Source organism: Streptomyces sp. 3N207 (assembly GCF_052246355.1).
Classification (GTDB): Bacteria; Actinomycetota; Actinomycetes; order Streptomycetales; family Streptomycetaceae; genus Streptomyces.
Genome location: NZ_JBQQBV010000030.1, coordinates 16,644 through 40,134 on the forward strand (window position 1 = coordinate 16,644; position 23,491 = coordinate 40,134).

Here is a 23,491-nt window from a genome sequence, read left to right on the forward strand (position 1 = left end):
CGAGCCCCGCTCAGTTGTGGACAACTCCACGTCCGAGCGGGGCTCAGGGGCGGTCTGGCCGCGCGCGCTGGCGGCAGCGCGGCCTCGGTTGATGATTCCGTGCAACAGAGAGCGGCGTTTCACGTGAAACACGATGCACACGCACCCGACGGTGACCGCCGCGACACTCCGCTCCGCGGGGTCTTAAGCGTTTTTATGGAGTAACCGAATCAGCGTTTCACCGCCGACCCGGTCACTCCCTCTCCGTGCGTCAGCGCCGCCGTCGGCCGCCCCGCGTGGAGCGGCCGCTCGCTCGGGCTGCCTTCTCGGCCTTGACGCGGCGGGCCGCGAAACGCACCCCGCCGGGGCTCTCGCCGACCCTGGCCCGTACAACCGTCGAGGGGGGATCGACCAGACCGCGGCCGATCTGCTCCACCGTCGTCTCCACGACACCCAGCTTGTGCAGCGCATCCCGGGCGGCCCGTACCTCTTCCTCGGCGGTGTCGCCCTTGAGCGCCACCATCTCGCCGTACGGCCGCAGCAGGGGAACGCCCCAGCCGGCCAGCCGGTCCAGCGGCGCCACCGCGCGGGCCGTCACCACATGGACAGGGGTCAGCGTGCCCAGCATCTCCTCGGCCCGGCCCCGCATCACGGTCACATGGTCGAGCCCCAGCAGCTCGACGACCTCCTGGAGGAAGGTCGTCCGCCGGAGCAGCGGCTCCAGCAGCGTGATCTCCAGATCCGGCCGTACCAGCGCCAGCGGAATGCCCGGCAGCCCGGCGCCCGAGCCGACATCGCAGACGGTGACGCCCTCGGGCACCACCTCGGAGAGCACCACACAGTTCAGCAGGTGCCGCTCCCACAGTCGGGGCACCTCGCGCGGGCCGAGCAGTCCGCGGCGTACTCCGGCATCCGCCAGCAACTCCGCGTACCGCTCGACGGCGGGCAGGCTGTCCCCGAACGCCTTGTGCGCCGCCTCCGGAGCGGGCGGCAGCTCCGCCTGCTGCTCCGGGGTCTCCCCCGACCGCTCCGTCACGGGAGTACAACCACGCAGCGCTGCGGCTCCTCGCCCTCGGACTCGCTGCGCAGTCCGGCGGCCTTCACCGCGTCGTGCACGACCTTGCGCTCGAACGGCGTCATCGGACGCAGCTTGACGGGCTCCCCGCTGCTCGTCGCCTCCTGCGCCGCCTTCGCGCCCAGCTCCGCGAGCTCCTCGCGCTTACGGGCCCGGAACCCGGCGATGTCCAGCATCACCCTGCTGCGGTCACCGGTCTCCCGGTGCACGGCCAGCCGGGTCAGCTCCTGGAGGGCTTCCAGGACCTCCCCGTCCCTGCCGACCAGCTTCTGCAGGTCGCGGGACGAGCCCTCGCTGATCACCGACACCGCGGCACGGTCGGCCTCGACGTCCATGTCGATGTCGCCGTCCAGGTCGGCGATATCGAGAAGTCCCTCGAGGTAGTCGGCCGCGATCTCACCCTCCTGTTCCAGGCGGGTCAGGGTGTCGGTGTCGGCTTCGGCGCCTTCTGGGGCAGTCGTGTCCGTCACGGCGGGGGCTCCTTCGGTGCTCACTTCTTGGAGGGGTGCTTGGGACGCTGCGGGCCCTTGCGCTGCTGACCGGACTTCTTCTGGCCCGACTTCTGCTGGCCGGACTTGGCCTGGCCTGCCGCCTTCGACCCGCCGCCCTGCTTCTGGCCGGCGCCCTTCTGCCCGGACTGCTTCTGCCCGGACTGACCGGACTGACCGCCCTGCTTCTGGTTCGTCTTCTGGCCGGTCTTCTGCATGGACGTGGCGGCCGGGGCGGAGTCGTCCTTCTTGACGCCCGTGGCGACCGGGCCGCCGCCGGTCTGACGCTTCGCCTTGGGCTGCCGCTTCGGCTGCTGCCGCCGGACCCGGGCCGCCTCGGCGGCCTCGCGCGCCTCGACCTCCTTCGGGTCCTCCTTGAGCTTGCCCTTGGCGCGCAGCTTCTCCTGGCGCTCCGTGAAGGCGCGGGAGCCGGGGGTCGGGTTGCGCTTGATCACGTACATCTGCTGGCCCATCGTCCACACGTTGGTGGTCAGCCAGTAGACGAGGACACCGACGGGGAAGTTGATGCCGAAGACGGCGAACATGATGGGGAAGACGTACATCAGCATCTTCTGCTGCTGCATGAAGGGCGTCTTCACCGTCAGGTCGACGTTCTTGGTCATCAGCTGGCGCTGCGTGTAGAACTGCGACGCCGACATCAGAATGATCATGATGACCGTGACGACACGGACGTCGGTCAGCGTGGCGGCCAGCTCCTGCACCTTGTCGGCGCTGTCCATGAACTTCGCGGCGATCGGGGCGCCGAAAATCTTGGCGTTACGGGCGCTGTCGACCTGGGACTGGGTGAGCACACCCACCGCCCGGTCGCCCGCAATGTGGTTGAGCACCTGGAAGAGGGCGATGAAGAACGGCGACTGCGCCAGGATCGGCAGGCAGCTGGAGAGCGGGTTGGTGCCCGTCTCCTTGTAGAGCTTCATCATCTCTTCGCTCTGGCGCTGCTTGTCGCTCTTGTAGCGCTCCTGGATCGCCTTCATCTTCGGCTGGAGCGCCTGCATGTTCCGGGTCGACTTGATCTGCTTCACGAAGAGCGGGATCAGGCAGATCCGGATCAGCACCACCAGGCAGAAGATGGACAGACCCCAGGCCCAACCGCTGTTCTCGTCGAAGACCAGGCTGAACAGCGAATGGAACTGGACAATGATCCAGGAGACAGCGGTATAGAGAGGACTCAGGATCGTGTCCACGTATCAGGCTCCTTGGGCGTTGGACTGGGTCCGGTGCTGCTGCCAGCGGGAGCGGATCCGCTGGTGCCATACCGGGTGCTTCCGGGCGGGGACATGGTCGACGCCACCGGGCGACCACGGATTGCAGCGCAGAATGCGCCAGGCCGTCAGCGCCGTTCCCTTCACGGCGCCATGGCGGTTGATGGCCGTATACCCGTAGTGCGAGCACGACGGGTAGTACCGGCACACCGGGCCGAGCATCGGACTGATGGTCCATTGGTACAGCTTGATCAACCACAGCAGCGGGTACTTCACTGAGCTCTCCCTCCCGGTTCACGGCCGGGAATCCGGGGGCTGTCCCCCGAGGCAGCTGAGCGAGGGGACCCTTTGAGCAGCTTCCGCAGCGCGGCATCCAGATCGCGGGCCAGTTCCACGTGGTCCGCCTCCGCCGCGCCGGGTTGCGCCCGTACGACGACAAGGCTACCGGCGGCCAGCTGGGACAGGCGGTCCCGCAGCAGATGCCGCAGGCGCCGCTTCACACGGTTACGGATCACCGCATTGCCGACGGCCTTGCTCACGACGAAACCCGCACGCACCGGGGGAACCTCTCCCCCCGACGCATGCGGGTCCGTTCGACTGCGTAGATGGACGACGAGGAGCGGGCGGCCAGCCCTGCGTCCTCGGCGTACCGCGGCCGCGAAGTCCTCGCGCCGCCTCAGCCGGTTCTCGGTAGGCAGCACGTCATGGACCTGTGGTCAGGCTGCTCAGGCCGACAGGCGGGCGCGACCCTTGCTGCGGCGGTTCGCGACGATCGCGCGGCCGGCGCGGGTCCGCATGCGCAGCCGGAAGCCGTGGGTCTTCGCGCGGCGGCGGTTGTTCGGCTGGAAGGTGCGCTTGCTCACTCGGGGGCTCCAGAGATGCTTCGTGTCCCACGATCACCGCGGGACTGGGTGTGGGGAGTCGACCGGCTGTCACCGTGCGCCCACGAGTAGCTCGCAACGCCCGAGTGTGCACCGCTTCATGATCGAGCGGGAGAACCCGCCGATCTTGCCCATCGGAGGCAGGCGGCAGCAGCCGTCGACACTCGACCTGGTTACGGTACGCGCGCCTACGCCATCCGGTCAAACCAGCGCCAGCGGGGCGCCCGGCCCCGCCCGGGGGCCGCTCCGCCCACCGCTGCCCGGCTACTGCACTCGTGCACAGCCTGTGGACAACGACTTGAACGGGGCACGTCCGCGTGACTACCGTGGCCGAACTTCCCTTCCTTCCCGACCGTCCCGAGAAACATGCATTCGTGGGACCTGGTCGATCACCGGACGACCGTCACCCAGCGAGTGACCCGTCACCCAGCGAGTGAGAGAGCGTGCCCCGTGGCTGACCTACCTGCCGATCTTGCCGCAGTGTGGCCACGGGTGCTGGACCAGCTCCTGCGCGAGGGGCAGGGTGTCGAGGCCAAGGACCAGCGCTGGCTGCGGGACTGCCAGCCCCTCGTCCTCGTCTCCGGTACGGCACTGCTCGGCGTTCCGAACGAGTATGCGAAGGGGGTCCTGGAGGGCCGCCTGGCACCGCTGATCACCGAGGCCCTCAGCAGGGAGTGCCAGCAGCCCATCCGGCTGGCGATCACGGTGACGGGCCCCGCCCCCGAGGCAACCGCCCCACCCGCCCCGGCCATCCCGTCCCCCACACCGGCCCCCGAACAGCAGCAGCCGTCACAGCCGCAGCAGCCCTCGCACCCCCAGCCCCCGCAACAGCACGGCCACCAGGACCGCTACGAGCCGGACCGCTACGAGCCGGACCGATACGCCGAGGACAGATACGAGCAGGACCGGTACGAGCAGTACGAGAGCCGCGATGTCCCCGGTGCCCGCTCCGCGTACCCGACGGACTACTCCCACTGGCAGCAGCCGCGCGAGCCGTATCCCCCGCAGCAGCACCAGCCCCGCCAGCCCTACGAGCGCCAGCAGCAGCCGTACGACCAGCAGAGCTACGAGCAGCAGCAGTCCTACGACCAGCAGGGCGGCGGCTACGACACCGGCCAGGGCTACGAGGGTGCCCAGGGCTACAGCGGCGGACAGGGTTACGAGCGCGCCGGCAGTCAGACCTACGAGCGCGGTGGGCAGGGCTACGACCAGCAGTCTTTCGAGTCGTACGAGCAGCAGCACCAGCAGCCCCCGCAGCGGCCCCGCCCGCAGGTGCCGCCCCAGGGTCGGCCGCCCGCCCCGCACTACGACAGCCCGGCGCAGCTGCCAGCGCCCAGCGGAGCGCCCGGGCCGCTGGCCGCGCAGCCGGCTCCGGCCACGGGTCCGGGGGAGCCCACCGCACGGCTGAACCCGAAGTACCTCTTCGACACCTTCGTGATCGGCGCCTCGAACCGCTTCGCGCACGCCGCGGCCGTCGCCGTGGCGGAAGCACCGGCCAAGGCGTACAACCCGCTGTTCATCTACGGCGAGTCCGGGCTCGGCAAAACGCATCTGCTGCACGCGATCGGCCACTACGCGCGCAGCCTCTACCCGGGCACACGGGTGCGCTACGTCAGCTCGGAGGAGTTCACCAACGAGTTCATCAACTCCATCCGCGACGGCAAGGCGGACGCGTTCCGCAAGCGCTACCGCGACATGGACATCCTGCTCGTCGACGACGTCCAGTTCCTGGCGGACAAGGAGTCGACGCAGGAGGAGTTCTTCCACACCTTCAACACCCTGCACAACGCCAACAAGCAGATCGTCCTCTCCAGCGACCGGCCGCCCAAGGCCCTCGAAACGCTGGAGGACCGGCTGCGTAACCGCTTCGAGTGGGGCCTGATCACCGACGTCCAGCCCCCCGAGCTGGAGACGCGGATCGCGATCCTCCGTAAGAAGGCGGTGCAGGAGCAGCTGAACGCCCCGCCCGAGGTGCTGGAGTTCATCGCCTCGCGCATCTCCCGCAACATCCGGGAGCTGGAGGGCGCCCTGATCAGGGTGACGGCCTTCGCCAGCCTCAACCGGCAGCCCGTCGACCTCGGCCTGACCGAGATCGTGCTGAAGGACCTCATCCCCGGCGGTGAGGACGCGACGCCGGAGATCACCGCGCCCGCGATCATGGCTGCGACGGCCGACTATTTCGGGCTGACGGTGGACGATCTCTGCGGCTCCTCACGCAGCCGGGTCCTGGTCACAGCACGGCAGATCGCGATGTATCTGTGCCGGGAGCTGACCGATCTCTCGCTGCCGAAGATCGGCGGCCAGTTCGGCGGCCGCGACCACACCACCGTGATGCACGCCGACCGGAAGATCCGCGCGCTCATGGCCGAGCGGCGCTCCATCTACAACCAGGTCACGGAGCTGACCAACCGCATCAAGAACGGCTGACACGAGCCGCCGAGCCACCCGGCTGATACGAGCCGCCCGGCTGACACAGCCGCTCGACGCCGCCCGACCACACAACGGCCACAACGGCCACAGCCGCCCGACCACACAGCCGCTGTGCGCGGTCGGCGCAGGCTCCGTGAGGCGAAGGGCCCCCGGGGGACAACTCCCCGGGGGCCCTTCGCTGTTCGAATCATGGGTCCAGAAGCGGCCCGGTCCACAGCGACGGGCGGTTTGCCGCTTCCACACCCTGGGGACCTTTTCCGTTGTCCCAAGGGCGTCCACAACTGCCCCGGTGGGAAGGCGGTTTACCGAGGTCACTCGGCTGTGTACTTGTGGGCGCGCGACGTCCACAGGATGTGGAGGGCGGGACAGGGCGCGAGGCGGCTCGTGGCTTGTCCACCGGCCGCCCACAGGTTGGGGCTGCTTTTCCCCAGTGATCGGCTACTTCTCCACAGAGCTGTCCACTGTTCGGTAACCCAACGCGCCTCCTCACCGGTCCGAGTGAAAGCCGTCACATCGAGGGCGGGGATTGGGCTGTGGGAAAGGCGGGTAAAACTGTGGGCGCCGCTGTGGGGAAACCACCTCTGCCTGTGGGCGGGGTGTGCAGAACTTTTCCGCGTCCACAGCGAACCCCGCTTCCTCCACCGGTCCACCCACAGGCGCGGTGGACAAAATTCCCGGGCTGAGCTGCGGAAACGCGCTTTTCCACCGTTTCCACAGGCCCTACTACTACGACCACACGGAGAGAGCCCGGGATTCGCTTCGAAGTGGGGGCTGTGCACAACTCGGCGCCGCGGGCCCCGACCCCGATCGCGCCGACTTGACCCGCACCCGCACCTGCTGTCAGTCCGGTGCGTCAGACTGGTGCCCGGCAAAGCACGAGCAGAGGCAGCAGCAGGAGGCGGCTGAACGTGAAGATCCGGGTTGAACGCGATGTGCTCGCGGAGGCGGTGGCCTGGACGGCCAAGAGCCTCCCCGCCCGCCCGCCGGTGCCCGTGCTCGCGGGCCTGCTGTTGAAGGCGGAAGACGGCACACTGAGCCTTTCCGGCTTCGACTACGAGGTCTCGGCACGGGTCTCGGTCGAGGCGGAGGTCGAGGAGGACGGCACGGTGCTGGTCTCCGGCCGGCTGCTGGCCGACATCTGCCGCGCCCTCCCCAACCGCCCGGTGGAGATCTCCACAGACGGTGTACGGGCGACCGTGGTCTGCGGCTCCTCCCGGTTCACCCTGCACACCCTCCCCGTGGAGGAGTACCCGGCACTGCCGGAGATGCCGTCCGCCACCGGCACCGTTCCCGGCGAGGTCTTCGCCGCGGCGGCGCAGCAGGTCGCCATCGCGGCCGGGCGGGACGACACCCTGCCGGTGCTGACCGGTGTGCGGATCGAGATCGAGGGCGACACCGTCACCCTGGCCTCCACCGACCGGTACCGCTTCGCGGTCCGCGAGTTCCTGTGGAAGCCCGAGACGCCGGACGCCTCCGCGGTGGCCCTGGTGCCCGCCAAGACGTTGCTGGAGACCGCCAAGTCGCTCAGCGGCGGGGACAGCGTGACGTTGGCGCTGTCCGGCTCCGGTTCCGGCGAGGGGCTGATCGGCTTCGAGGGCGCCGGGCGGCGGACGACGACGCGGCTGCTGGAGGGCGACCTGCCGAAGTACCGCACGCTGTTCCCGACGGAGTTCAACTCCGTCGCGGTGATCGAGACGGCGCCGTTCGTGGAGGCCGTCAAGCGTGTGGCGCTGGTCGCGGAGCGGAACACTCCGGTGCGGCTCAGCTTCGAGCAGGGGGTGCTCACCCTGGAGGCCGGCTCCAGCGACGATGCACAGGCTGTGGAGCGGGTCGACGCGGAGCTGGAGGGCGACGACGTCTCGATCGCCTTCAACCCCGGGTTCCTGCTGGAGGGGCTGAGTGCCATCGACTCGCCCGTCGCCCAGCTGTCGTTCACGACCTCGACCAAGCCCGCCCTGCTCAGTGGCCGTCCGGCCAAGGACGCCGAGGCTGACGAGGCGTACAAGTACCTGATCATGCCCGTGCGGCTCTCGGGCTGACGCCTGCCGAGGGCGTCCCCGGCGGCAGCCTGCCCACAGCCTGTGGAAGCGTAGGGTCGTATCCAGGTACGAATCAGCAAGAAACTCAGCTAAGGGGCAGTGATGGAGCTCGGTCTGGTCGGTCTCGGGAAGATGGGCGGGAACATGCGCGAGCGCATCCGCCGCGGGGGCCACACGGTCATCGGGTATGACCGGAATCCGGACGTCGCCGACGTGAGCAGCCTCAAGGAGCTGGTGGACTCGCTGAGCGCGCCGCGCGTGGTGTGGGTGATGGTGCCGGCGGGGTCGGCCACCCAGTCGACCATCGACGAGCTCGGTGACCTGCTCTCCCCCGGTGACCTGGTCGTGGACGGCGGCAACTCGCGCTGGACCGACGACGAGAAGCACGCCGAGGAGCTGAAGGCCAAGGGCATCGGCTTCGTCGACTGCGGTGTCTCCGGCGGCGTGTGGGGCCTGGAGAACGGCTATGCGCTGATGTACGGCGGCTCCGCCGAGGATGTGGCCAAGGTGCAGCCGGTCTTCGACGCGCTCAAGCCCAATGAATCTGACGCGCGAAGCGCGACCACTCGGGGCGGTGGCGGGCGACGGGTGGGCGAGTTCGGCTCCGTCCACGCCGGCAAGGTCGGTGCGGGCCACTTCGCGAAGATGGTCCACAACGGCATCGAGTACGCGATGATGCAGTCCTTCGCCGAGGGCTGGGAGCTGCTGGAGGCCGCGGACTCGGTGACCGACGTGCGCGAGGTCTTCCGCTCCTGGCAGGAGGGCACCGTCATCCGCTCCTGGCTGCTGGACCTGGCCGTCAAGGCGCTGGACAGCGACGAGCACCTGGACGCGCTGCGCGGCTACGCGGCGGACTCGGGTGAGGGCCGCTGGACGGTGGAGGCCGCGATCGACAAGGCGGTGCCGCTGCCCGCGATCACCGCTTCGCTGTTCGCCCGGTTCTCCTCCCGGCAGGAGGACTCCCCGCAGATGAAGATGATCGCCGCGCTGCGCAACCAGTTCGGCGGGCACGCGGTGACGGCCGCGGACAAGGCCGGGGAGCGGGGTGCCGATTCCCCCGGCGCCGACGTCACTCCGCCCGTCGGAGGCTGACGGCCAGGCGATGCACGTCACGCATCTCTCGCTCGCTGATTTCCGCTCGTACGCCCGGGCCGAGGTGCCGCTCGGTCCGGGCGTGACGGCGTTTCTCGGTCCGAACGGCCAGGGCAAGACCAACCTGGTCGAGGCCGTCGGCTATCTGGCCACGCTGGGCAGCCACCGGGTCTCGGCGGATGCGCCGCTGGTGCGGCAGGGTGCCCAGCGTGCCGTCGTACGGGCCCAGGTGCGGCAGGGTGAGCGCGAGCAGCTGGTCGAGCTGGAGCTGAACCCGGGCAAGGCCAACCGGGCGCGGATCAACCGTTCCTCGCAGGTGCGGCCCCGCGATGTGCTGGGCATCCTGCGCACGGTGCTGTTCGCGCCGGAGGACCTGACGCTGGTCAAGGGCGACCCGGGCGAACGGCGCCGCTTCCTGGACGAGCTGGTGACGGCGCGTGCCCCGCGGATGGCGGGAGTGCGCTCGGACTACGAGCGGGTGCTCAAGCAGCGCAACAGTCTGCTCAAATCGGCCGCCATGGCGCGGCGGCACGGCGGCCGGGGCGTGGACCTCTCCACGCTCGATGTGTGGGATCAGCATCTGGCGCGTACGGGCGCCGAGTTGCTGGCGCAGCGGCTGGACCTGCTGGCGGTGCTGGGTCCGCTGACCGACAAGGCGTACGAGCGGCTGGCGCCGGGCGGCGGTCCGGTCGCGTTCGAGTACCGGAGCCCGGTGGACGGCGCGGCCCGGGAAGAGCTGTACGCGGGGCTGGTCGCGGCGCTGGGCGAAGCACGTAAGCAGGAGATCGAGCGCGGCGTGACGCTGGTCGGCCCGCACCGCGACGACGTACTGCTGCGGCTGGGCGAGCTGCCCGCGAAGGGGTACGCCAGCCACGGCGAGTCCTGGTCGTACGCGCTGGCGCTGCGGCTGGCCGCGTACGAGCTGCTCAAGAGCGAGGGGCATGAGCCGGTGCTGATCCTGGACGATGTCTTCGCCGAGCTGGACACCAGACGCCGTACGCGGCTGGCGGAGCTGGTGGCCCCGGCCGAGCAGGTGCTGGTGACCGCCGCCGTGCCGGAGGACGTACCGGATGTGCTGGCGGGGGCGCGATTCGCGGTGGCGGACGGGGAGGTGACGCCGTCATGAGCGAGTCCGCGGAGGAGCCGGGGAAGGCCCCCGCAGCAGCTGAGCCGCCCGCGACCAGTGGTGTCGACCTGGCGCGGGTCGCGCTGCGTGCTGCCAAGGAGCAGGCGCGGGCGCGCGGGGCCGAGGCGCAGCAGCGGCGGCAGGCCCGGCGCGGCGGCGGGCTGCGCTCGGGCGCGCGGCGGGACGGACGGGACCCGCTGCCGCTGGGCGCCGCCGTCAACAGGCTGATCGCGGAGCGCGGCTGGGAGACCCCGGCGGCGGTCGGCGGGGTGATGGGGCGCTGGCCGCAGCTGGTGGGCCCTGAGGTGGCGCAGCACTGCGAGCCGCAGCGGTACGACGAGGAGGAGCGCACGCTGCTGGTGCGCTGCGATTCCACGGCATGGGCGACGCAGCTGCGGCTGCTGGCGCCGCGGCTGGTGGCGCGGCTGAACGAGGACCTCGGTCAGGGCACCGTACGGATGATCAAGGTGCGCGGCCCGGAGGCTCCGCGCAAGGGGTACGGGCCGCTGCGGGCGCCCGGCAGCAGAGGGCCGGGCGACACGTACGGGTGAGGCTTCGGGCCCTCCGGTCGCCGTGCGTATGCGGGCCGGGACAGCCGGAGACGGATCGAAGCGCTCAGTGCCACTGTGAAGCTCTTGGCCCCCCGGTCCAGATATGGGGAGTCGAACGACGCCAGTTCAGGGCGCCACATGTGGACTCAGGCACCGGCAAACCCCCACTCCTGTCGCAGCCACCGGTACACTGGGGGACTACCGCACCGTTGCGGGACATGTCGAACGACGCAGCCGCTCCGCCTTGCCCTGGAGACGGCCTGTGCTGTGCCAGAAAGGGCGCTTCGTGGCCGATTCCGGCGATCTCAACGAGAACGACAAGACGACTCCGCCGCAGACCGCGGAGGCAATCCCCACTTCCGTCCCTGACGTCCCCGAAGACGGTGCCGAGGTGCCGTCGTACGACGCGAGCGCGATCACTGTCCTGGAGGGGCTGGACGCGGTTCGCAAACGGCCCGGCATGTACATCGGGTCGACCGGTGAGCGTGGTCTTCATCACCTTGTGTACGAGGTGGTCGACAACTCCGTGGACGAGGCGCTGGCCGGGCACGCGGACACCATCGAGGTGGTGCTGCTCGCCGACGGCGGCGTACGGGTGACCGACAACGGGCGCGGTATCCCCGTGGGCATCATCCCGTCCGAGGGGAAGCCGGCCGTCGAGGTCGTGCTCACCGTGCTGCACGCGGGCGGCAAGTTCGGCGGCGGAGGGTACGCCGTCTCCGGTGGTCTGCACGGCGTGGGTGTCTCCGTCGTCAACGCGCTGTCGCAGAAGGTGGCCGTCGAGGTCAAGACCGACGGCTACCGCTGGACGCAGGACTACAAGCTGGGTGCGCCGACGGCGCCGCTGTCCCGTAACGAGGCCACGGACGAGACCGGCACAGTGGTCACCTTCTGGGCCGACAGCGACATCTTCGAGACGACGGACTACTCCTTCGAGACGCTCTCCCGGCGCTTCCAGGAGATGGCGTTCCTCAACAAGGGCCTGACCATCTCGCTGACGGACGAGCGCGAGGGGCACGTCGACGAGGAGGGCAGGCCCAACACCGTCCGGTACCACTACGAGGGCGGTATCGCGGACTTCGTCCGCTACCTCAACTCCCGCAAGGGCGAGCTGATCCATGACACCGTCATCTCCTTCGAGGCCGAGGACACCGAGCGGATGCTCTCGGTCGAGCTCGCGATGCAGTGGAACAGCCAGTACAGCGAGGGGGTCTACTCCTTCGCCAACACCATCCACACCCACGAGGGCGGTACCCACGAGGAGGGCTTCCGGGCCGCGCTGACCGGGCTGATCAACCGGTATGCGCGGGACCGCAAGCTGCTGCGCGAGAAGGACGACAACCTCACGGGTGAGGACATCCGCGAGGGTCTGACCGCGATCATCTCCGTCAAGCTGGGTGAGCCGCAGTTCGAGGGTCAGACGAAGACGAAGCTGGGCAACACCGAGGCCAAGACCTTCGTCCAGAAGATCGTCCACGAGCAGCTGACCGACTGGCTCGACCGGAACCCGAACGAGGCCGCGGACATCATCCGCAAGGGCATCCAGGCGGCCACGGCCCGGGTCGCCGCGCGCAAGGCGCGGGATCTGACGCGCCGCAAGGGCCTGCTGGAGACGGCTTCGCTGCCGGGCAAGCTCTCGGACTGCCAGTCCAACGACCCGGTCAAGTGCGAGATCTTCATCGTCGAGGGCGACTCGGCGGGCGGCTCGGCCAAGTCGGGGCGTGACCCCGAGTACCAGGCCATCCTGCCGATCCGCGGCAAGATCCTGAACGTGGAGAAGGCGCGGATCGACAAGGTCCTGCAGAACGCCGAGGTGCAGGCGCTGATCTCGGCGTTCGGCACCGGTGTGCACGAGGACTTCGACATCGAGAAGCTCCGCTACCACAAGATCATCTTGATGGCGGACGCCGACGTCGACGGTCAGCACATCAACACCCTGCTGCTCACCCTGCTGTTCCGCTTCATGCGGCCGCTGGTGGAGGCCGGACACGTCTTTCTGTCGCAGCCGCCGCTGTACAAGATCAAGTGGAGCCGGGACGAGTTCCAGTACGCGTACTCCGACCCCGAGCGCGACAGCCTCATCCAGCTCGGCCGCGAGCAGGGCAAGCGGATCAGGGACGACTCGGTGCAGCGCTTCAAGGGTCTGGGTGAGATGAACGCGGACGAGCTGCGCGTCACCACCATGGACATCGAGCACCGCGTTCTGCGCCAGGTGACGCTGGACGACGCGGCCGCCGCCGACGACCTGTTCTCCATCCTGATGGGTGAGGACGTCGAGGCCCGCCGCTCGTTCATCCAGCGGAACGCCAAGGACGTCCGCTTCCTCGATATCTGACGTCGGCCCCTGGTTGCCGTACCAGGACCCGAAGTGCCGCACACAGAGAAGGACTTGATCTTTAACCATGGCCGACGAGACCCCCATCACACCCGAGCCCACGCCCGAGAACGCCCCCGCGCCCGACAGCGCGCTGGTGGACACCGAGGCGGGTGCGCGCGTCGAGCCCGTCAGCCTCGAGACGGAGATGCAGCGCTCCTACCTCGACTACGCGATGAGCGTGATCGTGAGCCGCGCGCTGCCCGACATCCGCGACGGCCTCAAGCCGGTGCACCGCCGGGTGCTGTACGCGATGTACGACGGCGGGTACCGCCCCGAGAAGGGCTTCTACAAGTGCGCCCGCGTCGTCGGCGACGTCATGGGCACCTACCACCCGCACGGTGACACCTCGATCTACGACGCGCTGGTGCGGCTGGCGCAGACCTGGTCGATGCGGATGCCGCTGGTCGACTCCAACGGCAACTTCGGCTCGCCGGGCAACGACCCGGCCGCGGCCATGCGGTACACCGAGTGCAAGATGGCGCCGCTGGCCATGGAGATGCTCCGGGACATCGACGAGGAGACCGTCGACTTCCAGGACAATTACGACGGCCGCAACCAGGAGCCGACGGTCCTGCCGGCGCGCTTCCCCAATCTGCTGGTCAACGGCTCGGCCGGGATCGCCGTCGGCATGGCGACCAACATTCCCCCGCACAACCTGCGCGAGGTCGCCGCCGGCGCCCAGTGGTACCTCGACCACCCGGAAGCCTCCAGCGAGGAGCTGCTCGACGCCCTCATGGAGCGCATCAAGGGCCCCGACTTCCCCAGCGGCGCGCTGGTGGTGGGCCGTAAGGGCATCGAGGAGGCGTACCGCACCGGGCGCGGCTCGATCACCATGCGGGCCGTGGTGGAGGTCGAGGAGATCCAGGGCCGCCAGTGCCTGGTCGTCACCGAGCTGCCCTACCAGGTCAACCCGGACAACCTCGCGCTGAAGATCGCCGACCTGGTCAAGGACGGCCGGATCGGCGGCATCGCGGACGTCCGCGACGAGACCTCCTCGCGGACCGGCCAGCGTCTCGTCATCGTTCTGAAGCGGGACGCGGTCGCCAAGGTCGTCCTCAACAACCTCTACAAGCACACCGATCTGCAGACCAACTTCGGCGCCAACATGCTGGCCCTGGTCGAGGGCGTGCCGCGCACCCTGTCGCTGGACGCCTTCATCCGGCACTGGGTCGCGCACCAGATCGACGTGATCGTGCGGCGTACCCGCTTCCGGCTGCGCAAGGCCGAGGAGCGCGCGCACATCCTGCGCGGTCTGCTCAAGGCGCTGGACGCGATCGACGAGGTCATCGCGCTGATCCGGCGCAGCCAGACCGTCGAGGAGGCCCGCGAGGGTCTGATGGGGCTGCTGACGATCGACGAGATCCAGGCCAACGCGATCCTGGAGATGCAGCTGCGCAGGCTGGCCGCGCTGGAGCGGCAGAAGATCACCGCCGAGCACGACGAGCTCCAGGCGAAGATCAACGAGTACAAGGCGATCCTGGCCTCGCCCGAGCGGCAGCGGCAGATCATCGGCGAGGAGATGCGGGCGATCGTCGACAAGTTCGGCGACGACCGGCGTACCAAGCTGATCCCCTTCGAGGGCGACATGTCCATCGAGGACCTGATCGCCGAGGAGGACATCGTCGTCACGATCACCCGTGGCGGCTACGTCAAGCGCACCAAGACCGACGACTACCGGGCCCAGAAGCGCGGCGGCAAGGGCGTGCGCGGGACGAAGCTGAAGGAAGACGACATCGTCGACCACTTCTTCGTCTCCACCACCCACCACTGGCTGCTGTTCTTCACCAACAAGGGCCGCGTCTACCGGGCCAAGGCGTACGAACTGCCGGACGCCGGACGGGACGCACGGGGTCAGCACGTGGCGAACCTGCTGGCCTTCCAGCCGGACGAGCAGATCGCCGAGATCCTCGCCATCCGGGACTACGAGGCAACGCCCTATCTGGTGCTGGCCACCAAATCGGGTCTGGTCAAGAAGACCCCGCTCAAGGACTACGACTCGCCCCGCTCCGGCGGCGTCATCGCGATCAACCTCCGCGAGATGGAGGACGGCCGCGACGACGAACTGATCGGCGCCGAGCTGGTCTCCCCCGACGACGACCTGCTGCTGGTCAGCAGGAAGGCGCAGTCGATCCGCTTCACCGCGACCGACGAGGCGTTGCGCCCGATGGGCCGGGCCACCTCCGGCGTCAAGGGGATGAGTTTCCGTGAAGACGACGAACTCCTCTCGATGAATGTCGTGCGGGCGGGTACGTTCGTGTTCACGGCCACCGACGGCGGGTACGCGAAGCGGACCAACGTGGACGAGTACCGGGTCCAGGGCCGCGGCGGTCTCGGCATCAAGGCGGCCAAGATCGTGGAAGACCGGGGATCACTGGTCGGCGCGCTGGTGGTCGAGGAGACCGACGAGATCCTCGCCATCACGCTCGGCGGCGGTGTGATCCGTACGCGGGTCAACGAAGTGCGGGAGACCGGCCGTGACACCATGGGCGTCCAACTGATCAACCTGGGCAAGAAGGACGCGGTTGTCGGCGTGGCACGTAACGCCGAAGCCGGTCGGGAGGCCGAGGAAGTGGAGGCCGCGGCGGGTACCCCCCACGAGGGGGAGCAGCAGGACGCGCCCGACCCGGACGACGACTAGGACAACTAGGAGCAGGGCGTGAGTGGTGCTCAGCCGCAGCCGAAGGCGCAGCCGCAGCCGCAGGCGAAGCCCCCGTCCCCGGCCCAGCCGCAGCCGCAGCCGCAGAAAGGCGAGCAGCAGCCGCACCGGCCGCCGCAGGCGTATCCGTCGCCGGACGGCGGCCGGCCGGGCCCGTCGGGTCGGCCGTCGTCAGGGTCGGACACTGCCGGGTCGGACACCGTACGCAAGCCCCGCACCGGGGCGCGTACGGTGCCGCGGACGCGCAAGGCGCGGCTGCGGGTGGCGAAGGCCGATCCGTGGTCGGTGATGAAGGTCAGCTTCCTGCTGGCGGTGGCGCTGGGGGTGTGCACCGTCGTGGCGGTCGCCGTGCTGTGGATGGTGATGGACGCGATGGGCGTCTTCTCCACCCTGGGCGGCACCGTCAGCGAGGCCACCAGCGCCGAGGGCAGTGGCGGCTTCGACCTGGAGACCTTCCTCTCGCTGCCCCGCGTCCTGCTCTTCACCTCGCTCATCGCGGTGATCAACGTCGTCCTGGCCACCGCACTGGCCACCCTGGGCGCCTTCATCTACAACCTCTCGGCCGGCTTCGTGGGCGGCGTCGAGCTGACCCTGGCGGAGGACGAGTAGGCCCGCCCGGACCCGCGGAAACCGCCCTCCGGACCTCGCGGAACCGATTTGGGACGACGGCTGAAGTGCGCTAACCTTTCCGTGCAGCGCGCGGCTATAGCTCAGACGGTTAGAGCGCTTCCCTGATAAGGAAGAGGCCCCAGGTTCAAGTCCTGGTAGCCGCACAGTGGCGGAACGCCAGATCGGAAGGCCCGGTCCCTCATGAGGGACCGGGCCTTCCGCATGTCCGGGCCCGCGACGGTGCGTGGGGCGGCGTTGTTCGCGGGCCCTTCCGGCGGGACGGGTGATGTTCGCGGACTTCGGCAGCGTCGTTCCGCATATCGGGCGATAACCCTCCGTATAGTCACAAATATTCAATGGTTACCGCCTCCTGAGCCGGCCGGGCGACATCAGCAGGGGCTTGCTGTCCTGCTCCAGGTCGGCGCGACCGGCGGCGTCCAGCAATCGGAGGTCTTGTATGTCCGTGGATCGCGTTTCCCCATCGCCGTCGGCGCACAGATCCTGCCGCGCGGCAGAGCGGCGAGTCCGGCGGGTTCTCCCCGTCGGCCTCGCAGCCACAGCACTGTTCACCCTCTGGCTCCCCGCGGCCACTGCTGCCGAGCCGGGTCAGGAGGCCACCTGCTTCGGCCGCCCGGCGACCATCACCGGTGCCGGCATCGTCAACGGAACCAGGGGCGCCGACGTCATCGTCGGCTCTCCCGGCGCCGACACCATCGACGGCAACGGCGGCAACGATCTGATCTGCGGTCTCGCGGGAGGCGACAACGTCAGCGGGGGTCGCGGAGACGACGCGATCAGCTCCGGCGCCGACAACGACACCGTGTCCGGCGATGTCTTCGCGAAGAACGGCGACGTCTCCGGCGGAGGAGAGGACCTGCTGCTCCTCGGGGAAGGCGCCGACCGCGCGAGCGGCGACAGCATCACCTTCCGCGGCAACGCCTCGGGAGGGGGCGACGACCTGATCTTCGGCGGGCCCGGTGATGACGGAGCGGCGGGTGACAGCACGTCCCTCACGGGCAGTGCCTCGGGTGCCGGCGACGACCTCGTCGAGGGAGGCATGGGCTTCGACGGCCTGCGGGGCGACGGCATCGCGGCCGTACGCGCCACCGGCAGGGACGGCGACGATGTCCTGGACCTGGGCGCTGACGGCGGGGCCTTCGCCGTCGGGGACCACAACACCGTCCCGCCGGACGGTACGGCGGTCGGTGGGGGCGACGACGAGCTCATCGGCGGATCGGCGGGCGAGACCCTCATCGGCGACAGTGCGGCGAAGAACGTCAGCGAAGCGGGCGAGGACCGGATCCGGGGCCGCGGCGGCAACGACAAGCTCTTCGGCGACAACGTGGATGCCGACGGCACCATGACCATCGGCACCGTGGGCGGCGAGGACCGGCTTCTGGGCGGCACCGGGGAGGACACCCTGCGGGCGGGCCCGGACAACGACCGCCTCGACGGAGGGCTGCAGGCCGACGACTGCGACGGTGAAGCAGGCAACCGCGATGTGGCCGTGCGGTGCGAGGTGACCCTCAACATCCCGTAGGGCGCGTGGCGTTCCCCGGTGTCCCGGCGGCGCCTGGTGCGCCTTGCGGTCCGCCGGGGTCGTCGGGACCACCCGCACCGCAGGCAAGGACACCTGCCGGCGCCACTCCTTCGCGGGCACCTCGACCACTCCTGCGGTCACCTCGACCGGCGACTGCGTCGACGTCCGCTGACCCCGGCGCTCCGCAGGTCCATGAGCTGACCCCGCTGCGCTGAGACGGCCGCCCTGGGGGCACCGGATGCGGTGTCCCCGGGGTCAGCGTTGCGAGCATGCCGGCGTCTGCTGCGACGGCGGTGACCCCTTTCCTTGCGGGCGTTCCCAGCGTCGGACGCCGCTGCTGCCGGGACATCCACCGTTGGGCCCGTCCGCCTCCGCCGCCCGGTGGAGCCGGGGTCACGCCTTGTGGTGACGTTTACACCGACTTCGGCTCTGGTACCGGTAGCCCGACCTGACGCCGGCGTCGGCCGGCGCCCCTCGGTGAGCGGAGTGCTGCGATGACCAGTTCCGATCCCGGACCCCGGCCAGAGAACGAGCCCGAGCCCGAGCCCGATTCCGAGGCCAAGCCCGAGCCCGAGCCCGAGCCCGAGGCCAAGCCCGAGCCCGAGCCCGAGCGGGAGAAGACGTCCGGGCGACGGCCCGAGGGGCCACCGCACCCGCGCGAGGGAACTCTCGGCCAGACGCTCAAGCGCACCCTGACCGAGTTCAAGGAGGACAATCTCTCCGACTCGGCCGCCGCCCTCACCTACTACTCGGTGCTGTCGATCTTCCCGGCGCTGATCGCGCTGATCTCGCTCGTCAGCCTGGTGATGAGCCCGAAAAAGATCGTCAGCACCCTGAACGATCTGGTCAGTTCGATCGGTCCGGCGTCTGCGGTCGAGACCTTCAAGAAGCCGATCGAGTCCATGGCGGCCGGCGCCGGTACTTCCACGGCGCTGTTGATCGTCGGCGCACTGGGCGCGCTGTGGACGGCCTCGGGTTACGTGGGGGCCTTCATCCGCGCATCCAACGTGATCTACGAGGTGGAGGAGGGCCGCTCCTTCTTCAAGCTGCGTCCGGTGCAACTGCTGGTGACGCTGATCGCGGTGCTGCTCCAGGCTGCTGTGCTGGTCGCGTTGGTGATCAGCGGGCCGCTGGCGAAGAAGCTCGGCAATGCGCTGGGCGCCGGGGACGCGGCGGTGACGGCGTGGAACTTCGCCAAGTGGCCGGTGATGGTGCTGGTCGTCATTCTGATCATCGCCGTGCTGTACTACGCCTCGCCCAACGCGCGGCTGCGCGGTTTCGGCTCGGTGCTGCCCGGTGCCGTACTGGCGCTGGTGGTCTGGCTGGTCGCCTCGGTGGGTTTCGCGTTCTACGTGGCGAACTTCGGCTCGTACAACAAGACGTACGGGACGCTGGGCGGGGTCGTGGTCTTCTTGGTGTGGCTGTGGCTCACCAACCTGGCCATCGCGTTGGGCGCCGAGTTCAACGCCGAGCGGGAGCGCGGACGGCAACTGAGCGCAGGGGTGCTCGGCGCCGAGCGCGAGATCCAGCTGGACGAGCGCTCGAAGACCGAGCGGAAGAAGCGTTCCCGGACCGCTTGACGCCGCGCGAGGGCGCGGCCGGGCCGACCCGGCTGTACGGGGAGGCTGTTGGGTATCATCGGCCGCCAGAGAGGTCCCAATGTCTATGAAGGACGAGGTAGCGCGGTGAAGAAGCTTTTCCTGGTCGCACTGGCCGCCATCGGCGGTCTCCTCGTGTACCGCCAGATCCAGGCGGACCGCGCCGAGCAGGATCTGTGGACGGAGGCGACCGACTCCGTGCCCGCAGGTTCGGGCGTGTAGCCCCAGCGAACAGTGAACGAGAGGCCCCGGCCGCCACAGGCGGCCGGGGCCTCTCTCGTCCGGTCCCTGGAACAGGCGGCGTAAGAGGGTGCCTCCTGTTGCCGTACCGTGACACCCTTCCTCTTGTTGCTTGCTGTAGCAAACAAATACCGTGCGGGAGCAAAGTTGCCGAGACCCGAGCGGTCCGAGGGGGACGAAGGACATGGGATCAGTGCGAAGCCGCCTGACGAAGGGGGTGACAGGAGGGGCGCTGCTCGCCCTCCTGGCCGGACCGCTGACGGCGGCCACGACCGGTACCGCCACGGCGGCCCCGACCAGAACGGCGACGACCGGCGCGGCCACGTCGGCCCCGGCCGGCCGCGGTACCGAAGCGCCCGGTGCCAACTCGATGGAGATCCTGCTGGACTCCTCGGGCTCCATGGCCGAGAAGGACGACTCGGGACAGCCCCGGATGCAGTCCGCACGCAAGGCGGTCGGCACGCTCGTCGACAGCCTGCCCGACGGCTACCCGACCGGGCTGCGCGTCTACGGCGCCGACAAGGCCGACAGCTGCACCGACACCCGGCTCGCCGAACCGGTCCGGGCGCTGCAGCGGGGAAGCATCAAGAAGGCCGTCGCCAAGGTGCGGCCCAAGGGCGAGACCCCCATCGGCTACTCCCTCAAGAAGGCCGCCGCCGACCTGCCCCGCGAGTCGGAGAACGGCTTCGGCCGCCGCACCATCGTGCTGGTCTCCGACGGCGAGGACACCTGCGGGACGCCCAAGCCCTGCGAGGTCGCCGAGCAGCTGTCCCGCGACGGCCTGGATCTGCGTATCGACGCCATCGGCTTCCAGGTGAAGGGCAAGGCCCGCAAGCAGCTGGAGTGCATCGCCGAGGCCGGGCACGGCAAGTACTACGACGCGCCGAAGGCCGACGACCTGGCCCGTGAACTGGAGCGCGCAGGCCGACAGTCGGCCGCGGGCTACCGCCTCAAGGGCAAGCGCGTCACCGGTACCCGGTCCTCCGCCGACGCCCCCACGCTGCGCGCCCCCGGCCAGTATCTGGACACCATCGGGCCCGGCGAGACCCGTTGGTACAGCACCGAGCTGGACAGCCGGTCCGCCGCGAAGACAGTGGACCTCGCCGCCACGGGTGTGCCGCAGCCCGGGGCGCGGGTCGGCAGGCTGGACGGGCTGAAGCTCACGATGCGCAGCTCCGACGGCAGCATGTGCGGGGACGACCGGACCTGGTTCCAGCAGGACGAGGGCGGCACCCCGATCACCACCGCCGTCAGCCGGATTCCCAGCGAGGACGGCAGCCGCGTCTGCGACAAGCCGGGCCGGTACACCTTCGAGCTGACCCGCGACACCGACAAGGACTCCGACCAGGCACGCTGGCCCGTGGAGCTGCGGCTCGGCGCCGAGCGGGCGCTGCCGAAGGGCGCGGTCCCGGCCCGCTCGGAGACCACGTACCGGAACGCGGGCAAGGACGCCACGCTGCCGACCGGAACGCCCAGGGACATCGAGGGCGGCACCGGCTTCAACGACGCGAAGAAGCTCAAGAAGGGCGTGTGGCGGGACACCCTGCTGCCGGCCGAGACCCGCTGGTACCGGGTTCCCGTCGGCTGGAACCAACAGCTCCGCTACGACGTGGAGTTCGCCAACGAGCCGAAGCGCCGGGAGCTCAGCCCTTCCACCTCGTACGTATGGACGGAGATGTACGCGCCTGGGCGGTTGCCGGTCCCGGACGGCCTGGAGTTCAGCTCCCGTCAGCCCTACCGGGGTGACCCGGTGAAGGTGTCGCAGGGTACGGTGCCCGTCGCCTGGAAGAACCGCGCGGAGTCGCAGAGCTCCGTGCAGCCTGTGCGGCGCGGCGGCAACTACTACATTGCCGTCACGCTGGGCGCCGGTGCCGCCAGGATCGCCGACAACGCCGCGGTCCGTGTCGTCCTGCGCGTCGATGTCAAGGGCAAGGCGAAGCAGGGGCCCGAGCACGACGCCCCGTTCGTCGACGCCAAGGGTGCCACGCTGGGCGACGGCGCGTCTGCCGGGTCCAGTGGCGGCGACGGGAAGCACGCCGGGGAATCCGGGCTGCCCCCGGTCGTGCTGGCCGGTGGCGGCGCCGCAGCCGTGCTGCTGGTGGCAGGAGGGGCCTGGCTCGCGCTGCGGCGGCGTGCCAGGGTCCGGAGCATGAACGGGATGAGGGGTGGGACGTGGTGACTCGCCACAACTGGAGCCGCTGGAGCCGCGGGCGCGGCCGGGCCGGGCGCGCAGGCGCATGGACAGCCGCGCTGTGTGTGACCGCCGCGGCGCTGGGCATGTCCGCGCCGGGTGCCTGGGCGGCGGGCAAGCCGCGCCTCTACGAGATGTCCGAGGACGCCAAGAAGGTCACCGGCACCACCAGCAGCGCCGACGCGCCCAAGCTGAAACCCGGACTGTTCACCGACCGGATCAAGCCGGGCGAGGAGAAGTACTACGCCCTCGACCTGGACGCCAAGTCCGATGTCCACGTCACCGCGACCGGCGTCCCGGAGCCCGGCACCAAGGTCACCTACGAGGACGGCCTGACGGTGACGCTCCAGACCACCGACGGCAGCAACTGCGACGAGGGAGAGGCGGACGGCGACGGCGACACCGCCTTCCCGCTGTCCGCCTACGCTGCCCGGCTGGTGGGCGACACCGCCGTCGAGGCGTGCCGCGCGAAGGGCCCGTACCTCGTGCATGTCGTCCGCGAGGAGGGCGACACCTCGGATCCGAGCTCCTGGCCGTTGGAGCTGTCGGTCATGAAGGAGCCCGGCCTCAAGGGCAGCATCCCCGCGCCCCCGCCGGGCGGCGAGGAGGAGACCGACGACAACAACACCCGCCCGGCGCCGCCCTCGGGCACGCCGAAGTCCCGCAAGGGCGGCACCGGTTTCAACGACGCCCGCGCCATCGGCGACGGTGTCTGGAAGGACCGCCTCCGCCCGGGCGAGACCCGCTACTTCCGGGTGCCCGTCGACTGGGGCCGGCGGCTGTACGCGCGCATGGAGGTGCCCAACGCGGCACGGGAGGACGAGACGGGCAGCATGTTCCTGCCCAACGGCTTCCGGATGAACATCTACAACCCGGCGCGGCGCTCCCTCTACGACGAGGATTTCCAGAGCTACGACGGAGACGGCGCCAAGTTCGACCGGTACAGCAACCCGGTCCGCTACGAGAACCGCTTCCTCAACGGCGACACCGTCACCGGGACCCGCTTCGCGGGCTGGTACTACGTGGCCGTGACCGCCAGCCCGGACATGGTCAAGCCGTTCCCCAAGGGCACCCCCGTCACGCTGCGGATCGGTGTGGAGGGCCGTACGAAGAAGGGCCCGGAGTACGCCGGGGACGCCAAGGCCGCCGGGTTCGGGGTCGACGACCAGGACCGGGAGATGGCCGACAAGGGCCTGACCGAAGCGCAGGCCGACGACGATTCGTCCCTGCGTTTGTTGGGGTGGGTCGGCGTCGGTGCGGGCGCCGGGTTGCTCTTCGTCCTCGCCGTGTGGTTGCTGGTTGCTCGCCGCCGTGCGGCTCCCCAGCCGGGCGGCTGGCCCTCCCAGCCCCCTCAGCCCCCCTACGGCGGCTATCCCCACAACTGACCGACCGGCCC

Annotated in this window: 18 protein-coding genes, 1 tRNA gene and 1 pseudogene; 14 read left to right on the plus strand and 6 right to left on the minus strand. The window is 69.7% G+C overall.

Annotated elements, in window-relative coordinates; genetic code table 11:
• Positions 1-250: 250 nt before the first annotated feature.
• The 6 genes and pseudogenes from rsmG to rpmH form a co-directional block, all read right to left on the minus strand.
• Positions 251-1,015, minus strand: coding sequence for a 16S rRNA (guanine(527)-N(7))-methyltransferase RsmG (gene rsmG / locus ACTWP9_RS32120; RefSeq protein WP_443249846.1), 765 nt, complete (start codon positions 1,013-1,015; stop codon positions 251-253).
• A complete protein-coding gene (locus ACTWP9_RS32125; protein WP_443249847.1) occupies positions 1,012-1,524 on the minus strand; it encodes a Jag family protein in 513 nt (170 codons plus the stop codon). Before ACTWP9_RS32125 ends, rsmG begins: the two co-directional genes overlap by 4 nt.
• 20 nt (positions 1,525-1,544) lie before the next feature.
• A complete protein-coding gene (gene yidC, locus ACTWP9_RS32130) occupies positions 1,545-2,747 on the minus strand; it encodes a membrane protein insertase YidC (protein WP_443249848.1) in 1,203 nt (400 codons plus the stop codon).
• Between the two features lie 3 nt (positions 2,748-2,750).
• A complete protein-coding gene (gene yidD / locus ACTWP9_RS32135; protein ID WP_443249849.1) occupies positions 2,751-3,041 on the minus strand; it encodes a membrane protein insertion efficiency factor YidD in 291 nt (96 codons plus the stop codon).
• Positions 3,042-3,100: 59 nt separating this feature from the next.
• Positions 3,101-3,466: pseudogene (gene rnpA / locus ACTWP9_RS32140) on the minus strand (ribonuclease P protein component); the annotation flags it as partial.
• Positions 3,467-3,490: 24 nt separating this feature from the next.
• Positions 3,491-3,628 carry a 50S ribosomal protein L34 gene (gene rpmH, locus ACTWP9_RS32145; RefSeq protein ID WP_016906158.1) on the minus strand — a complete coding sequence of 46 codons (138 nt, stop codon included), beginning with the start codon at positions 3,626-3,628 and terminating at the stop codon, positions 3,491-3,493.
• A gap of 468 nt (positions 3,629-4,096) precedes the next feature.
• Between rpmH and dnaA the strand changes: the two genes are divergently transcribed.
• The 14 genes from dnaA (at position 4,097) to ACTWP9_RS32215 (ending at position 23,480) form a co-directional block, all read left to right on the plus strand.
• Positions 4,097-6,073, plus strand: a complete 1,977-nt coding sequence (dnaA, locus tag ACTWP9_RS32150) for a chromosomal replication initiator protein DnaA (RefSeq protein ID WP_443249850.1) — start codon at positions 4,097-4,099, stop codon at positions 6,071-6,073.
• Positions 6,074-6,984: 911 nt separating this feature from the next.
• Positions 6,985-8,115, plus strand: a complete 1,131-nt coding sequence (dnaN, locus tag ACTWP9_RS32155; protein WP_443249851.1) for a DNA polymerase III subunit beta — start codon at positions 6,985-6,987, stop codon at positions 8,113-8,115.
• 102 nt (positions 8,116-8,217) lie between these two features.
• Positions 8,218-9,207 carry a phosphogluconate dehydrogenase (NAD(+)-dependent, decarboxylating) gene (gene gnd / locus ACTWP9_RS32160; RefSeq protein ID WP_443249852.1) on the plus strand — a complete coding sequence of 330 codons (990 nt, stop codon included), beginning with the start codon at positions 8,218-8,220 and terminating at the stop codon, positions 9,205-9,207.
• A 10-nt stretch (positions 9,208-9,217) separates the two neighbouring features.
• Positions 9,218-10,333, plus strand: coding sequence for a DNA replication/repair protein RecF (recF, locus tag ACTWP9_RS32165; protein WP_443249853.1), 1,116 nt, complete (start codon positions 9,218-9,220; stop codon positions 10,331-10,333).
• Positions 10,330-10,884: a DUF721 domain-containing protein gene (locus ACTWP9_RS32170; protein WP_443249854.1), complete on the plus strand. Its 555-nt coding sequence runs from the start codon at positions 10,330-10,332 to the stop codon at positions 10,882-10,884. Before recF ends, ACTWP9_RS32170 begins: the two co-directional genes overlap by 4 nt.
• A gap of 262 nt (positions 10,885-11,146) precedes the next feature.
• Positions 11,147-13,219 carry a DNA topoisomerase (ATP-hydrolyzing) subunit B gene (gene gyrB, locus ACTWP9_RS32175; protein ID WP_443249855.1) on the plus strand — a complete coding sequence of 691 codons (2,073 nt, stop codon included), beginning with the start codon at positions 11,147-11,149 and terminating at the stop codon, positions 13,217-13,219.
• A 67-nt stretch (positions 13,220-13,286) separates the two neighbouring features.
• The gene (gyrA, locus tag ACTWP9_RS32180) at positions 13,287-15,899 is read left to right on the plus strand and encodes a DNA gyrase subunit A (RefSeq protein ID WP_443249856.1); all 2,613 of its coding nucleotides are present in this window, start codon (positions 13,287-13,289) and stop codon (positions 15,897-15,899) included.
• Positions 15,900-15,917: 18 nt separating this feature from the next.
• Positions 15,918-16,526 (plus strand): DUF3566 domain-containing protein, encoded by a 609-nt coding sequence (locus ACTWP9_RS32185; RefSeq protein WP_443249857.1) that lies wholly within the window; start codon positions 15,918-15,920, stop codon positions 16,524-16,526.
• Between the two features lie 90 nt (positions 16,527-16,616).
• A tRNA-Ile gene (locus ACTWP9_RS32190) sits at positions 16,617-16,690 on the plus strand.
• Positions 16,691-16,983: 293 nt separating this feature from the next.
• Positions 16,984-18,066, plus strand: coding sequence for a calcium-binding protein (locus tag ACTWP9_RS32195; RefSeq protein ID WP_443249858.1), 1,083 nt, complete (start codon positions 16,984-16,986; stop codon positions 18,064-18,066).
• Between the two features lie 494 nt (positions 18,067-18,560).
• Entirely contained in the window at positions 18,561-19,646 is a 1,086-nt protein-coding gene (locus ACTWP9_RS32200; protein WP_443249859.1) for a YihY/virulence factor BrkB family protein, read from the plus strand.
• Between the two features lie 105 nt (positions 19,647-19,751).
• Complete coding sequence (locus ACTWP9_RS32205; RefSeq protein ID WP_019356762.1) at positions 19,752-19,886, plus strand: DLW-39 family protein; 135 nt, start codon at positions 19,752-19,754, stop codon at positions 19,884-19,886.
• A 202-nt stretch (positions 19,887-20,088) separates the two neighbouring features.
• Positions 20,089-22,083, plus strand: coding sequence for a VWA domain-containing protein (locus tag ACTWP9_RS32210; protein ID WP_443249860.1), 1,995 nt, complete (start codon positions 20,089-20,091; stop codon positions 22,081-22,083).
• Positions 22,077-23,480, plus strand: a complete 1,404-nt coding sequence (locus ACTWP9_RS32215) for a hypothetical protein (RefSeq protein WP_443249861.1) — start codon at positions 22,077-22,079, stop codon at positions 23,478-23,480. The genes ACTWP9_RS32210 and ACTWP9_RS32215 overlap by 7 nt, the downstream gene beginning before the upstream one ends.
• Positions 23,481-23,491 lie beyond the last annotated feature (11 nt).